Origin of the sequence: Streptomyces sp. TSRI0107, from assembly GCF_001905845.1 — a bacterium.
GTDB lineage: Bacteria > Actinomycetota > Actinomycetes > Streptomycetales > Streptomycetaceae > Streptomyces.
The window spans coordinates 130,102-144,322 of sequence record NZ_LIVZ01000011.1 but is presented as its reverse complement, the minus strand read 5'-3'; the positions used below and the strand labels follow the sequence as shown (position 1 = coordinate 144,322).

At 73.0% G+C, this 14,221-nt stretch carries 16 protein-coding genes; 12 read left to right on the top strand and 4 right to left on the bottom strand.

Annotated elements, in window-relative coordinates:
- Positions 1–5 precede the first annotated feature (5 nt).
- Positions 6–314 (top strand): hypothetical protein, encoded by a 309-nt coding sequence (locus AMK31_RS28280; protein WP_073943506.1) that lies wholly within the window; start codon positions 6–8, stop codon positions 312–314.
- Positions 315–870: 556 nt separating this feature from the next.
- Positions 871–1,344: a C40 family peptidase gene (locus AMK31_RS28275; RefSeq protein WP_073943505.1), complete on the top strand. Its 474-nt coding sequence runs from the start codon at positions 871–873 to the stop codon at positions 1,342–1,344.
- Positions 1,345–1,412: 68 nt separating this feature from the next.
- Here AMK31_RS28275 and AMK31_RS28270 read toward each other — a convergent pair whose 3' ends face one another.
- Entirely contained in the window at positions 1,413–1,871 is a 459-nt protein-coding gene (locus tag AMK31_RS28270; protein WP_073943504.1) for an ATP-binding protein, read from the bottom strand.
- Between the two features lie 213 nt (positions 1,872–2,084).
- Here AMK31_RS28270 and AMK31_RS28265 point away from each other — a divergent pair, with 213 nt between their 5' ends.
- On the top strand, positions 2,085–2,945 hold the full coding sequence (locus AMK31_RS28265; protein ID WP_073943503.1) for a helix-turn-helix domain-containing protein: 861 nt from the start codon (positions 2,085–2,087) through the stop codon (positions 2,943–2,945).
- Between the two features lie 10 nt (positions 2,946–2,955).
- Positions 2,956–3,177 (top strand): DUF397 domain-containing protein, encoded by a 222-nt coding sequence (locus AMK31_RS28260; protein WP_073943502.1) that lies wholly within the window; start codon positions 2,956–2,958, stop codon positions 3,175–3,177.
- Between the two features lie 42 nt (positions 3,178–3,219).
- Here the strand turns inward: AMK31_RS28260 and AMK31_RS28255 are convergent, their stop codons facing one another.
- On the bottom strand, positions 3,220–4,347 hold the full coding sequence (locus tag AMK31_RS28255) for an 8-amino-7-oxononanoate synthase (RefSeq protein ID WP_073943501.1): 1,128 nt from the start codon (positions 4,345–4,347) through the stop codon (positions 3,220–3,222).
- A gap of 147 nt (positions 4,348–4,494) precedes the next feature.
- On the opposite strand from AMK31_RS28255, the gene bioB reads away from it, so the two are divergent.
- The 4 genes from bioB to AMK31_RS28235 all read left to right on the top strand — a co-directional run bounded on the left by bioB (position 4,495) and on the right by AMK31_RS28235 (position 8,563).
- Positions 4,495–5,730 carry a biotin synthase BioB gene (bioB, locus tag AMK31_RS28250; RefSeq protein ID WP_073943500.1) on the top strand — a complete coding sequence of 412 codons (1,236 nt, stop codon included), beginning with the start codon at positions 4,495–4,497 and terminating at the stop codon, positions 5,728–5,730.
- Positions 5,723–7,003 carry an adenosylmethionine--8-amino-7-oxononanoate transaminase gene (locus tag AMK31_RS28245; RefSeq protein WP_073943499.1) on the top strand — a complete coding sequence of 427 codons (1,281 nt, stop codon included), beginning with the start codon at positions 5,723–5,725 and terminating at the stop codon, positions 7,001–7,003. Before bioB ends, AMK31_RS28245 begins: the two co-directional genes overlap by 8 nt.
- A gap of 1 nt (position 7,004) precedes the next feature.
- The gene (gene bioD, locus AMK31_RS28240) at positions 7,005–7,727 is read left to right on the top strand and encodes a dethiobiotin synthase (RefSeq protein ID WP_073943498.1); all 723 of its coding nucleotides are present in this window, start codon (positions 7,005–7,007) and stop codon (positions 7,725–7,727) included.
- A gap of 155 nt (positions 7,728–7,882) precedes the next feature.
- The gene (locus tag AMK31_RS28235) at positions 7,883–8,563 is read left to right on the top strand and encodes a class I SAM-dependent methyltransferase (RefSeq protein ID WP_073943497.1); all 681 of its coding nucleotides are present in this window, start codon (positions 7,883–7,885) and stop codon (positions 8,561–8,563) included.
- Between the two features lie 15 nt (positions 8,564–8,578).
- Here the strand turns inward: AMK31_RS28235 and AMK31_RS28230 are convergent, their stop codons facing one another.
- Positions 8,579–8,953: a fic family toxin-antitoxin system, toxin component gene (locus AMK31_RS28230; protein ID WP_073943496.1), complete on the bottom strand. Its 375-nt coding sequence runs from the start codon at positions 8,951–8,953 to the stop codon at positions 8,579–8,581.
- Between the two features lie 3 nt (positions 8,954–8,956).
- Entirely contained in the window at positions 8,957–9,175 is a 219-nt protein-coding gene (locus tag AMK31_RS28225) for an antitoxin (RefSeq protein ID WP_073943495.1), read from the bottom strand.
- 162 nt (positions 9,176–9,337) lie between these two features.
- On the opposite strand from AMK31_RS28225, the gene AMK31_RS28220 reads away from it, so the two are divergent.
- From AMK31_RS28220 to AMK31_RS28205, 4 genes are read left to right on the top strand one after another with little or no spacing between them, the layout of a single operon-like run.
- Positions 9,338–10,162, top strand: a complete 825-nt coding sequence (locus AMK31_RS28220; RefSeq protein ID WP_073943494.1) for an ABC transporter ATP-binding protein — start codon at positions 9,338–9,340, stop codon at positions 10,160–10,162.
- Positions 10,163–10,165: 3 nt separating this feature from the next.
- Positions 10,166–12,733, top strand: a complete 2,568-nt coding sequence (locus tag AMK31_RS28215) for an ABC transporter permease (protein WP_073943493.1) — start codon at positions 10,166–10,168, stop codon at positions 12,731–12,733.
- A 48-nt stretch (positions 12,734–12,781) separates the two neighbouring features.
- The gene (locus AMK31_RS28210; protein ID WP_073943492.1) at positions 12,782–13,672 is read left to right on the top strand and encodes an LLM class F420-dependent oxidoreductase; all 891 of its coding nucleotides are present in this window, start codon (positions 12,782–12,784) and stop codon (positions 13,670–13,672) included.
- A gap of 56 nt (positions 13,673–13,728) precedes the next feature.
- Entirely contained in the window at positions 13,729–14,157 is a 429-nt protein-coding gene (locus AMK31_RS28205) for a GNAT family N-acetyltransferase (RefSeq protein ID WP_073943667.1), read from the top strand.
- The last annotated feature ends 64 nt before the right edge of the window (positions 14,158–14,221 follow it).

Sequence of the window (14,221 nt, the reverse complement as noted above, 5' to 3'; positions counted from 1 at the left end):
CGCCGATGCTGCCGCCGGAACTGCCGCCGCTGCCCGCGCTCACCCGGGCCGAGAGCGAGTTGATCGACCGTTACCTGGAGGCGGTGGACCTGCTCGGCCGGATCAACCCCGGCCGGGAGGGTCACACGTATGGCGGACTGCGCGCCGCCCAGGCGCTGGTGGCCAAGGCCGTGGCCCTGCGGGACGCATTGGCGCTGATGCACCAGCGGGGCGAGACCGAGCTGCACGCGCCGACTCTCGCGCGGGCGCTGCGCGTGCTCGACGGTGAACGCCGGACGGCGCGCGTCAGCCTTCCACCGCTCTCCGACAGTTGACGCACGGCGTGCTTGGCCCGCGTCTCCGGCGCAGGTGACGGGGCGTCCGCGGCGGGGTTGAAACGGACTGAACGGATTACCCACCATCGGCGTATCCAAGGGTCCTTTTTCGGGGTGGCCCAGGTTGCGCCGAGGGGGGACCTTCAGGGCGGAATCGAGCGTTCCGCCGCTGGTCCGGGGGGCTTTGACGGTCTTGACACCCGACGCGTCGTCAGGGTGTCCACCCGAACGGATGAGTGGTGAGGAAGACCACAAATCCCCGGTTCCGTTGGGATTTTCGGACATGTGTGAGTCAAGATCCCTGTCTGACGACAAGACCCCGCCACCGCGGCGGGGCGATCCGGGCGGACGCCGAGTCCTGCCGCCGCCCGGATGACCGGTCGACAGGAGTGGATCGGCAGGAGTGGAGGACCCAAGCACGACGGGTCGCCGGAACGGTCACGCCACGACCGGGCCGAGCGGTCCTTGGGGTGAAGCCGCGGCAACGCGGCCGGGCAACTTCGCCAGCCCGAATCCGACAGGTCATCCTTCACAGGCGGCTGACGAAGGGTTGCGCATGACCGCGCTCAATCGTGTCCCGTCACTCATGGCCCGGGCCGGTACGGCCTCGGCCCTCACCCTCGCCGCGGTGGGCGGCTCCATGATCGCCCCTGGCTTCGCCCAGGAGGCCGCGGCCGCCACGCCGGCGAAGAAGGCGCTCCAGGTCGCCGCCTCGAAGAAGGGCTCCCCGTACAAGTGGGGCGCCACCGGACCGTCGAGGTTCGACTGCTCGGGACTCACGCTCTACTCGTACAAGAAGGCGGGCAAGACCCTGCCGCGTACGGCCGCTCAGCAGTACAACAAGACGCGCCACGTCTCGGCCGCGAACCGCAAGGCCGGGGACCTGGTGTTCTTCCACTCGGGGTCCAGCGTGTACCACGTGGGCATCTACGCCGGAAAGGGGAAGATCTGGCACTCCCCGAAGACCGGGGACGTCGTGCGGCTGCAGAAGATCTGGACGAAGAGCGTCTGGTACGGCCGGGTGAAGTAGTGACGGTCGACTGATCACGAGCCGGGTCCGACCGCGTACGCGCGTGCGGGCCCGGCCGCTTTCCGGGGTCAGGGCTCCGGCTGCCCCGCGACCGGCACCGGCCGGGACGGGACCGTCCACGGCAGTTCGATGGCGACGGTCTTGCCGCCCTCCCGGGTGGGACGGACTCTCAGCCGGCCGCCGCACTCCGCGGTCAGCCAGCGGATGATCACCATGCCCCGCCCGTTGTCCTGCTGCACGGCGGCCGGCAGCCGCTTCGGGAAGCGCGGGTGACTGTCGGTCACGCCGATCCGCAGATGTTCGTCACGTTCGAGCTCCACGTCCACCGTGAAGGTGGGTGACTGCCCGAAGGTGTGCTGTACGGCGTTGGTGGCGAGCTCGGAGACGATCAGCCGGACGGTGTCGGCCACCTCCGTGTCCGACGGCAGACCCCACTCCGCCAGGGTGCCGACCACGAAGACGCGGGCCGCGGAGACCGATGCGGGATCGCTCGGCAGAGTGACGGATGCTTCCAGATGGTCTGCCATGGCGATGTCGTCCCTTTCCCAGGGGACCGCGGACCGACACGAAGGCGGATGGTTCGAGTACGGTCCCGGACTGGTGCTTCGCCGCCAGACTGCCACCAGTGCACCGATCCAGGTGGCGATCCACCAAGATATGCATATATCTGTCGCTCGAAGCGGTGAACTCTGCGACGGGAAACCGTGCTCGGACGGCTCGGTTGGAGTAAGGAGGAGCCCATGCAGCACGGTCCCGCGGTGCGCCGCCGGAAACTGGGCGCCGAACTGCGTGCGCTGCGCACGAACGCGGGGCTCACCAGTGGCGAGGCGGCCCGGCTGGTGGGCTGGCACCAGTCCAAGGTGAGCCGGATCGAGACCGGCGCGAGCGGGGTGAAACCGGCCGATGTGCGGATACTGCTCGACGCCTACGGGGTGCGGGACCCCCGGCTGCGCGAGCTGCTGCTGGCCCTGGCCGGGTCGGGCGGCGTGCAGGGCCGGGACCACTGGTGGCACGCCTACCGCGGGGTGCTGCCGCCCACGTACCGGGACTTCATCAGCCTGGAGTCCCAGGCGAGCGCGATGCGCACCCTGGAGACCTCGGTGGTCCCCGGCCTGCTCCAGACCCCCGACTACGCCCGCGCGGTGACCCGGGCGGCCGTGGAGGGGCTCGACGAGGACGGGCTGGACGCGCTGGTGGAGGTACGGCTGGCCCGGCAGGACGTGCTGCGCTCGCAGCCGCCGCTGAGGCTGTGCGCGGTGCTGGACGAGGCCGTGCTGCGGCGCGAGGTCGGCGGTCCGGACGTGATGCGGCGGCAGCTGCACCGGCTGCTGGAGGCGGCGCGGCTGCCCCAAGTGCGGCTTCAGGTACTGCCGTTCTCAGCCGGGGCCCACATCGGAGTCACCGGCCCTTTCGTTGTTTTCTCATTTTCGAACACTTCTGATCTGGATGTTGTTGTTCTCGACCACTTGACGAGTAGCCTCTATCTGGAAAGGAAAGAAGATGTTGAGGCCTACACCGAGGCCTTCGACGCTCTTCGCAGGAATGCCCTGTCACCCGAGGAATCGTTGGACTACATCGCCGTGATAAGTGACGGCGCGTAGGGAGGCATCCATGACCGCACTGCCTCGGAACGTACCTTCCGGCACCGATCTGCACGACGTGCGCTGGCTGCGCAGCAGCTACAGCACGGGAGCCAACAACTGCGTGGAGACGGCCAGGCCCCGCTCGGGCGCCGGCGCCGGGCTGCTCGCCGTGCGCGACTCCAAGGACCCGGCCGGGCCCGCGCTGCTCTTCTCCCCCGAGAGCTGGGCGTTCTTCACGGCCGCCGTCTGACCCACCGTCCGCCAGGTGCGACGCACGGCCGTGGACGCCGACTTACGGCCGCGTTTCGCCGATGACCCGTACAGCGCGTTCGATCTGGTCCCCGGAGAGGTCCGCCCGGGCGGTCAGCCGCAGCCGGGACACACCGTCGGGCACGGACGGAGGGCGGAAGCAGCCCACCGCGAGCCCGGCGGCCCGGCAGTCGGCCGCCCAGCGCACGGCGCTCTCCGGGGACGGCGCGCGCACCGAGACGACCGCCGCGTCCGGACGGACCGCCGCGTGGCCGGCCGCCGTCAGCCGGGCGTGCAGCTCGCCCGCCACCGCGCGCGCCCGCTCCGCCCGCTCCGGCTCGCGGCGCAGGAGCCGCAGGGCCGCCAGGGCGGCGCCCGCGGCCGCGGGGGCGAGGCCCGTGTCGAAGATGAACGTCCGGGCCGCGTTGACCAGGTGGTCGATGACCCGGGCCGGGCCGAGCACCGCGCCGCCCTGGCTGCCCAGCGACTTCGACAGCGTGACCGTCACGACCACGTCGTCGGCGCCCGCGAGGCCCGCCGCGTGCGGGGCGCCGCGGCCGCCCGATCCGAGCACGCCGAGGCCGTGCGCGTCGTCGACCACCAGGCCCGCCCCGTGCTCCCGGCACGCCGCCGCCAGCTCCGCCAGCGGAGCCGCGTCGCCGTCCACCGAGAAGACCGTGTCGGAGACCGCCACGGCGGGTCCGTCGTGCGTCCGGAGCGCCTTGCGCACCGCGTCCGGCTCGGCGTGCGCCACCACCTGGGTGGTGCCCCGGGCCAGCCGGCAGCCGTCGATCAGGGACGCGTGGTTGCCCGCGTCGGACACGACCAGCGAGCCGTGCGGGGCGAGCGCGGTGACCGCGGCGAGGTTGGCCGCGTAGCCGGAGGAGAAGACCAGGGCCGCCTCGAAGCCGCAGAAGTCGGCCAGCTCGCGTTCGAGTTCGTGGTGCAGTTCGGTGGTGCCGGTGACCAACCGGGAGCCGGTCGAGCCGCCGCCCCAGACGCGCGCCGCGCGGGCGGCGCCCTCGGTGACCTCCGGATGCCGGGCGAGGCCCAGGTAGTCGTTGCTCGCGAGGTCCAGCAGCGGCGAGTCGGCGGGCCGGGGCCGCAGCGTCCGTACCAGCCCGGCCCGGCGGCGCAGCTCCGCCTGGTCGTCGATCCAGCCGAACGCCATGGGTCCTCCGGGGATTTTGTAGGCAGTGCACAGACACTAGCGGCCTGGCCCGTCGGCCAGGATGTGGCAATCCACACACGGCGAAGTGGCGCTCTTGTCCGAACTCTCCTTGGCCCGGAGCACCTCCGTAGGACAGGATCGGCTTTCATGGACCTGCTGAACACGCTGGTGGACAAGGGGCTTCGGCGCGAGCTGCCGACCCGCGAGGAGGCGCTGGCCGTCCTCGCGACCTCCGACGACGAACTGCTCGACGTGGTGGCCGCGGCCGGAAAGGTACGCCGTCACTGGTTCGGCCGACGGGTGAAACTGAACTATCTCGTCAACCTGAAGTCCGGGCTGTGTCCGGAGGACTGCTCCTACTGCTCCCAGCGGCTCGGCTCCAAGGCCGACATCCTGAAGTACACCTGGCTCAAGCCCGACGAGGCCTCCCAGGCCGCCGCCGCGGGCCTGGCCGGGGGTGCCAAGCGGGTCTGCCTGGTGGCCAGCGGGCGCGGGCCGACGGACCGGGACGTGGACCGGGTCTCCGAGACCATCAAGGCCATCAAGGACCAGAACGAGGGCGTCGAGGTGTGCGCCTGCCTGGGCCTGCTCTCCGACGGCCAGGCCGAGCGGCTGCGCGAGGCGGGTGCCGACGCCTACAACCACAACCTCAACACCTCCGAGGGCACCTACGGGGACATCACCACCACGCACACCTACGCCGACCGTGTCGACACCGTGCAGAAGGCCCACGCGGCGGGTCTGTCGGCGTGCTCCGGTCTCATCGCGGGCATGGGCGAGAGCGACGAGGACCTGGTCGACGTCGTCTACTCGCTGCGCGAACTCGACCCGGACTCGGTACCGGTGAACTTCCTGATCCCGTTCGAGGGCACCCCGCTGGCCAAGGAGTGGAACCTCACCCCGCAGCGCTGCCTGCGGATCCTCGCCATGGTCCGGTTCGTCTGCCCCGACGTCGAGGTGCGGATCGCGGGCGGCCGCGAGGTGCACCTGCGCAGCATGCAGCCCCTCGCGCTGAACCTGGCCAACTCGATCTTCCTGGGCGACTACCTCACCAGTGAGGGCCAGGCCGGCAAGGCCGACCTGGAGATGATCGCGGACGCCGGGTTCGAGGTGGAGGGCGCCGGCGAGGTGACGCTGCCGGAGCACCGGGCGGCGGCCGGAGGCGGCTGCGGCTCGCACGCGGGCGCCGGGTGCGGTTCGCACGAGGGCAGCGGGTGCGGTTCGCACGAAGGTGCCGGGTGCGGGTCGCACGAGGGCGGCGGGGTGTGCGGTACGGCCGGTACGGCCGGTACGGCCCCCGAGGTGCCGGCCAACGAGCCGCGCACCGATCTGGTCGCGGTGCGCCGCCGGGGTGCCGGAACGGACCTCGCGCCCAATGCGTGAGCTGACCGCGCCGGAGCTGCTCGACCTCGACCGACGGCATGTCTGGCACCCGTACGGCCCGATGCCGGGCCGGCAGGAACCGCTCGTCGTGGAGTCGGCGAGCGGGGTGCGGCTGAAGCTCGCGGGTGGTTCCGACGAGCTGGTCGACGGCATGTCGTCCTGGTGGTCGGCGATCCACGGCTACAACCACCCCGTGCTGAACGAGGCGGCGCGTGAGCAGCTGGCGCGGATGAGCCATGTGATGTTCGGCGGGCTCACCCACGAGCCCGCCGTCCGGCTGGCGAAGCACCTTGTCGACATGTCGCCGGACGGCCTGGAGCATGTGTTCCTCGCCGACTCGGGCTCCGTGTCGGTCGAGGTCGCGATCAAGATGTGCCTGCAGTACTGGCGTTCTCTCGGCCGTCCCGGGAAGCACCGCATGATGACCTGGCGGGGCGGCTACCACGGGGACACCTGGCAGCCGATGGCGGTGTGCGACCCCGACGGCGGCATGCACGAGCTGTGGACCGGGATCCTGCCCCGCCAGGTGTTCGCGGACCCGCCGCCCACGGAGTACGAGGAGTCGTACGCGGACCGGCTGCGCGCGCTGATCGCCGAGCACGCGCACGAGCTGGCCGCGGTGATCGTGGAGCCGGTGGTGCAGGGCGCGGGCGGGATGCGGTTCCACTCCCCCGCGTATCTGCGGGTGCTGCGCGAGGCGTGCGACGCGCACGACGTGCTGCTGGTGTTCGACGAGATCGCCACCGGGTTCGGCCGTACCGGCGCGCTGTTCGCGGCGGAGCACGCGGCGGTGACGCCGGACGTGATGTGCGTGGGCAAGGCGCTGACCGGCGGCTATCTGACGATGGCGGCGACGCTGTGCACGGCGCGGGTCGCCGACGGGATCTCCCGGGGCGAGGTGCCCGTGCTCGCGCACGGTCCGACCTTCATGGGCAACCCGCTGGCCGCGGCGGTGGCCTGCGCGTCGATCGAACTGCTGCTCGGCCAGGACTGGCTCGCCGAGGTCAAGCGGATCGAGGCGGGGCTGCGGGACGGGCTCGCCCCGGCCGCGGAACTGCCGGGCGTGCGGGACGTGCGGGTCCTCGGCGCCATCGGGGTCGTCCAGCTCGACCATCCGGTCGACATGGCGGCGGCCACGGCGGCGGCCGTCCGCGAGGGCGTGTGGCTGCGGCCGTTCCGGGATCTGATCTACACCATGCCGCCGTACGTCACGGGCGACGCGGACGTGGCGCGCATCGCGCGCGCGGTGTGCGCCGCCGCACGGGAGGGATGACATGCCGATCCTGGTGATCACTGGAACAGGCACGGAGGTCGGCAAGACCGTCACGACGGCCGCCGTCGCCGCGGCGGCCGTCGCGGCCGGGCGGTCGGTGGCCGTGCTGAAGGCCGCGCAGACCGGCGTACGGCCGGACGAGCGCGGGGACGCCGACGAGGTGGCGCGGCTCGCCGGCGCGGTCACGGCCGGCGAGCTGGCCCGCTATCCCGAGCCGCTGGCTCCGGGGACGGCGGCGCGGCGGGCCGGGCGGGCGCCGGTGCACCCGCGGGACATCGCCGAGGCGGCCGCCAAGCTGGCCACCGAGCACGATCTGGTGCTGGTGGAGGGCGCGGGCGGGCTGCTGGTCCGCTTCGACCCGGCGGGCGGCACGCTGGCCGACGCGGCGGAACTGCTGGGGGCGCCGGTACTGGTGGTGGCCTCGGCGGGCCTGGGCACGCTGAACACGACCGAGCTGACGGCCCGTGAACTGCGCCGTCGCGGAGTCGAGCTGACCGGCGTGGTCATCGGCAGCTGGCCCGCCGAGCCGGACCTCGCCTCCCGCTGCAACGTCGCGGACCTCACGGACGTCTCCGACGCCCCCCTGCTCGGCGCCGTTCCCGAAGGCGCCGGCGCCCTCGCCCCCACCGACTTCCGCACGACGGCCCCGAGCTGGCTGGCCCCCCGCCTGGACGGCACCTGGGACGCGGAGGCGTTCCGGGTACGGGCGGCGGCGGGACGGTAGGGCTCCGCTTGCGCCGGTGGCGGATGAGGTCTCGCCCCGCCACCGGCCGCAGGGCCCCCGCCTCGGCGATCCCGGCCTCTCTGTTCCGGTGAGGGTGCATGACGGGCCGGGCGGGGGAGAATCCCGGGAGGAGCTGTCCGCCTAAGGAGGTCTCCATGGCCCTGCGGTTCGCCGGTGCCGGCAAGGTCGCGCGGGATGCCGTGCACCATCCGCTGTTCGCCCGCTACTACGCCCGGATCAGCGTGTCCGCCGAGACCCGGATGGGCATGGCGCAGGTGCGCGAGCGGCTGCTCGCGGGGCTGTCGGGACGAGTGCTGGAGGTCGGGGCGGGCAACGGCCTGAACTTCGCGCACTATCCGGGGACGGTCGCGGAGGTCGTCGCGATCGAACCGGAGCGGCTGCTGCGGCAGTTGGCCGTGGAGGCCGCGCTGCGCGCCGAGACGCCGGTGGACGTGGTGCCGGGGGCGGCGGAGGCGCTGCCGGTGAAGAGCGAGGGCTTCGACGCGGTGGTGCTGTCGCTGGTGCTGTGCAGTGTGCGGGACGTGCCGCGGGCGCTGGGCGAGGTGCGCCGGGTGCTCAGGCCGGGCGGCCAGGTGCGGTTCTTCGAGCACGGCCGGGGCGGCGGCCCGGCGATGCGGCTCTCGCAGCGCGCCCTGGACCGTACGGTGTGGCCGCGGCTGAACGGCGGCTGCCACCTGGGCCGGGCCCCGGTCGCCGCGCTGCGCGACGCCGGGTTCGAACTGGGCCCGTACCGGCAGCTGCTCATGCCGGAGCGGGGCCCGGTGCTGCCCGCCTCGTACTGCGTCCTGGGCACGGCCTGGCGGCCGACGGCGTAGGTCCGGCCCGGTTGCCTACCGGCACCACTGGCGCAGTTCGCGGGCGATCTCGTGGACCGACGCGTCGCCGTTCTTCACCAGCCGGGCCAGGTCGCGGACCTGTTCGGGTGAGGTGACGACCTTGAAGCCGCTGGCGATCAGGTAGGCGTAGGCGACCGCGGACGCGAACAGGGCGTTCGAGCGCTCCAGGGCCGGGATGTGGATCAGCTGCTGGAGCAGCGCGGCGGCGCGGGCGTGCGGGGTGTCGTAGACGGGGACGTCGAATATCTCGGCCTGGTGCCGGGCGACGGCGGCGACGAGGGCGCCCCAGTCGGTGACCTGGGGGTCCCCGGGGGTCTGCCGCTCGGCGAGCATCAGCAGCCAGGCGAGGTCGATGCGCAGGTCGCTCAAGGGTCAGCGACCGCCCTCGCCGAACTCCTCGGCGAACACCTTCTCGTACTGCTGCATGAAGTCGGCGGCGGCCTCCACGAAGGTGTGGCCCACCTCGCCGGCGTCCTGCCGGACCAGTTCCTCGATGTAGCGGTTCACGCTCATCCCGCGGGCCAGGGCGCGCTCGCGGGCGGCCCGGGCCGTGTCCTCGTCCACCCGCACGTTCAGCTGGGTCTTCGCCATACCTCGACGCTAGCGCCGAGCCGCTAGCACCGGCAAGGGCGCACTTGGCGGATACCAGGTGTGGGCCGGATCACATTACGCTCGGCCGGGACGAGGAAGTGCGCTCGGCCGGCACGGGGAACCGCGTTCGTCCGAGCTCGGAGACCGAGCCAGGAGGCAGTCGTGTCCACACCAGCCGCGGAGCACGCCCCCGGTCTCGCGTCCACCGACGGGGTCGCGGCCCGCGCCCGCGGGCTGACCAAGGCGTACGGCTCGGGCGAGACGACGGTGCTCGCCCTGGACTCGGTGGACGTGGACGTCGTACGCGGCCGCTTCACGGCCGTCATGGGGCCGTCGGGCTCCGGCAAGTCCACGTTGATGCACTGCCTGGCCGGGCTCGACACGGTCTCCGCCGGGCAGGTGTGGCTCGGCGACACCGAGATCACCGGGCTGAAGGAGCGGGAGCTGACCCGGTTGCGCCGGGACCGGATCGGGTTCATGTTCCAGTCGTTCAACCTGATCCCGACGCTCGACGCGCTGGAGAACATCACCCTGCCCATGGACATCGCGGGCCGCGCACCGGACCCCCGCTGGCTGGACCAGGTCATCGACACGCTCGGCCTGCGGGACCGGCTGAGGCACCGGCCGTCGCAGCTGTCGGGCGGGCAGCAGCAGCGCGTCGCCTGTGCGCGGGCGCTCGCCGCGCGCCCGGAGCTGATCTTCGCGGACGAGCCGACCGGGAACCTGGACTCGCGGGCGGGGCTGGAGGTGCTGGGGTTCCTGCGGGAGGCCGTCGACGACCTCGGGCAGACCGTCGTCATGGTCACCCACGACCCTGGCGCCGCCGCCCACTCCGATCTGGTGCTGTTCCTCGCGGACGGCCGCATCGTCGACGAGATGGCGCGGCCGACGGCGCAGAGCGTGCTGGAGCGGATGAAGCGCTTCGACGTCACCCGCGGCCCGGCCGACCGGGCTCCCGACCCCGGCCGGGCTCCCCGCGAGGGCTGACCCGTGCTCAAGGCGACGCTCAGAAGCTTCCTCGCGCACAAGGGCCGGCTGCTGCTCTCGGCGCTCGCCGTGGTCCTGTCCGTGGCGTTCGTCGTGGGCAGCCTGATCTTCTCGGACACCGTCGGCCGCACATTCGACCGGCTGTTCGCCTCCACCGCGGCCGACGTCACCGTCAGCCCCAGGGAGACCCTCAACGAGACGGTGCCCTCCGGTGCGACGGCCTCCCTGCCCGCCGCGCTCGCGGACCGGGCCGCGCGGATCGACGGGGTGGCCGCGGCGCGCGCGGAGGTGGAGGTCCACAACCTGACGGTCGTCGACGCCGCGAACAAGTCGGTGAGTCCCACGACCGGCGCCCCCACCATCGGCACCGCCTGGAACCCGACCGACCGCAGCCCCGTGGAGCTCACCTCCGGGCACGCCCCGCGCGGGCCCGCCGAGGCGCTGCTCGACTCGGAGACCGCCGACCGCGCCGGCGTCTCCATCGGCGACACCCTGACCGTGATCGCGCCGCCGGGCTCGTTCAAGGTGGAGGTCGTCGGCATCGTCACGTTCACCACCACCAACCCGGGCGCCGCCCTGCTGTTCGTCGACACGCCGACCGCCCAGACCAGGCTGCTGGGCCGTCCGGGCGCCGCCACCAGCATCACGGTCGACGCGGCGGAGGGGGTCGCCGACTCGACGCTGAAGGGGCGGGTGGCCGCCGCGCTGGGCGCCGACCGCTACGACTACCGGACCGCCGCCGAACAGGCCAAGTCCGACGTGGAGCAGCTGGGCGGCTTCCTGGACGTCATCAAGTGGGTGATGGTCGGCTTCGCGGGGATCGCCGTGCTCGTCGGCGTGTTCCTGATCGTCAACACGTTCTCCATGCTCATCGCCCAGCGCACCCGCGAACTGGGGCTGCTGCGCGCGCTCGGCGCCGACCGGCGGCAGGTGCGCCGCTCGGTGCTGACCGAGGCGCTGCTGCTCGGGCTGGTCGGCGCCACCCTGGGGCTGGTCACGGGCATCGCCCTGGCCGCCGGGCTGATCGAGCTGATGGGCCTGCTCGGCATGAACATCAAGGCCACCGAGATGGTGATCGGCTGGGTGACCCCGGTGACGGCGTACGTCGTCGGCCTCGGCGTCACCTTCGTCGCGGCCTACCTGCCGGCCCGGCGGGCGGCGGCCGTGTCGCCGATGGCGGCCCTGTCGGACGCGGAGGTCGCCGGGGTGGGGCGGCCGCTGCGGACGCGGGCGGTGGTCGGCGCGGTCGTCGGCGCGGCCGGGGCGGCGGCGCTCGCGGGGTGCGTGGTGTCGTCCGAGACCGGGTCGGCGGCCTCGCTGCTGGGTCTCGGGGTGGTCCTGACCCTGATCGCGACCGTGATCGCCGGTCCGCTGCTGGTGCGGCCGGTGATCCGGGTGCTCGGCGCGGCCTTCCCGGCGCTGTTCGGCCCGGTGGGGCGGATGAGCCAGCGCAACGCCCTGCGCAATCCGCGCCGGACGGGGGCCACGGCGGCGGCCCTGATGGTGGGTCTGGCGCTGGTCGGCGGGATCTCGGTGGCCAGCGCCTCCATGACCGAGTCGTTCGACGGGCAGATCGACAGGACGCTGGGCGCCGACTTCGTCGTGCAGAACACCAACTTCTCGCCCTTCCCCCGGGAGATCACCGACGCGGTGCGCGGCACCGAGGGCGTCGGGCTGGTGGTGCGCTCCAAGCTGACCCCGCTGGCGGTGCGGCTGCCGGACGGCGACCGGGTGGAGACGACCGCCGCGGCCTTCGATCCGGGGCTCGACGAGGTCGCCAACATCACCTATGCGCGGGGCGGCACCGCGGCCGCGCTCGCCGACGGCGGGATCGCCATGGACGTGGACTTCGCGCGCGACCACGGGGTGCGGATCGGCAGTGTGCTGCCGGCCGAGTTCCAGGGCGGGCGGACGACCGGGCTGACGGTGCGGGCGCTGACCGACCAGGACGCCGCCGAGGGGTTCGGCACCACGGGCGGGATGTACTTCGGGATGGGCACGGCCGGGCGGTACGCGCCGGGCGGCCAGGACTCCGCGGTCTACGTGAACGCCGCCGCGGGCACCGACGCCGGCGAGCTGCGGGCGGCGCTGGAGCGGACCCTGGAGCCGTATCCGCAGGTCCAGGTGCGGGACGTGGCGGACTACAAGCAGCTGGTCCGGGACCAGATCGCCGTGCTGCTGTACCTCGTCTACGCCCTGCTCGGGCTCGCGATCGTCATCGCGGTGCTCGGCGTGGTCAACACGCTCGCGCTGTCGGTGGTGGAGCGGACGCGGGAGATCGGGCTGCTGCGCGCGATCGGGCTGGGGCGGCGGCAGCTGCGCCGGATGATCCGGCTGGAGTCGGTGGTGATCGCGGTGTTCGGGGCCGTTCTCGGGCTCGCGCTGGGGCTGGTGTGGGGCCTGTGCATGCAGCAGGTGCTGGCGTTGCAGGGCATGACCGCGCTGGCGATCCCCTGGGGCACGATCGTCGCCGTCGTGATCGGCTCGGCGGTGGTGGGGGTCGTGGCGGCGCTGCTGCCGGCGTTGCGTGCCTCACGTATGAACGTACTGGCGGCCATCGCGCACGAGTGATGGCATCGTGGCCCGTGCACTCAAGTCGTCGTCCACCGAGGAGAGTTCATGCCGCGCCCGTTCCGTTTCGGTGTCAATCTGCTGACCGCGGCGCCCGCCGCCGAGTGGCGGGCCAAGTGCCGCCGGGCCGAGGAACTGGGCTACGACGTGCTGCTCGTCCCGGACCATCTGGGGATGCCCGCGCCCTTCCCCGCCCTGGTCGCGGCGGCCGAGGCGACCGAGCGGCCGCGTGTGGGCACGTTCGTGCTCAACGCGGGGTTCTGGAACCCGGCGCTGCTCGCCCGTGAGGTGGCCACGACGGACGCGCTGACCGGCGGCCGCCTCGAACTGGGTCTCGGCACCGGCTATGTCCGCGCGGAGCACGAGACGGCCGGGCTGCCGTGGGGCTCGCCCGGCGAGCGGGTGGACCATCTTCGGCGCACGGTCGAGGAGCTGGACCGGCTGCTCGGTTCGGAGGAGCACCAGCCGCGGCCGGTGCAGCGGCCCCGCGTGCCGCTGCTGATCGGGGCGGGCGGCGACCGGATGCTGCGGCTGGCCGCGCGGCACGCGGACATCGCGGCGTTCACCGGGGCGCGCGCGGTGCCCGGGAGCACGTCCGGGGAGCTGCTGCCGGTCACGGCGGACGAGCTGGACGAGCGGGTGGGCCTGTACCGGCGGCTCGCCGGGGGCCGGAAGGAGCCCGCCGAGCTGAACCTGCTGATCCAGCTGGTCGCCGTCACCGAGGACCGGGAGGCGGCGCTGAAGCCCTTCCTGCCGTACGTGCCGCATCTGAGCGCCGAGCAGGCGCTGGAGCTGCCCGTCGTGCTGGCGGGGAGCGTGGAGCACATCGTGGAGCAGGCGCTGGAGCGGCGCGAGCGGTACGGGTTCTCGTATCTGACGGTCCTGGAGCCGTCCATGGAGGCGTTCGCCCCGGTGATGGCGGCGCTGCGCGGCCGCTGAGCGTCCGCATCCTGGAATCCGCCGTGCCGCCCGCCGGACCGTGGTGGGATCACGGCATGACCGACCTGCGGATTCGGGCCGCGACGCCCGACGATCTCGACACCGTCCTCGGCTTCTGGAAGACCGCCGCCGAGGGCACCAGCATCAGCGACGACCGGCAGGGGGTGGAGCGGCTGGTCGCCCGGGACCCGGAGGCGCTGCTGCTGGCCGAGCGGGCCGGTGAGCTGGTCGGCACGGTGATCGCCGGGTTCGACGGATGGCGGTGTCATCTGTACCGGCTGGCGGTGCACCCCGAGCGGCGCCGGCAGGGCATCGGCTCGGCGCTGCTCGCCGCGGCGGAGGAGCGGTTCGTGCGGCTCGGGGGGCGCCGCGGGGACGCGATGGTGCTGACCCGCAACGAGACCGCGCACCACGCCTGGCGGGCGGCGGGGTACGGGCCCGAGGAGCAGTGGCGGCGCTGGACGAAGCCGCTGAGCGGGGACTGAGCGACCGCCCACCCATTTTGCCCACCCTTTACCCTTGGAGGGTTACTCGGTCCTCGTACACCGC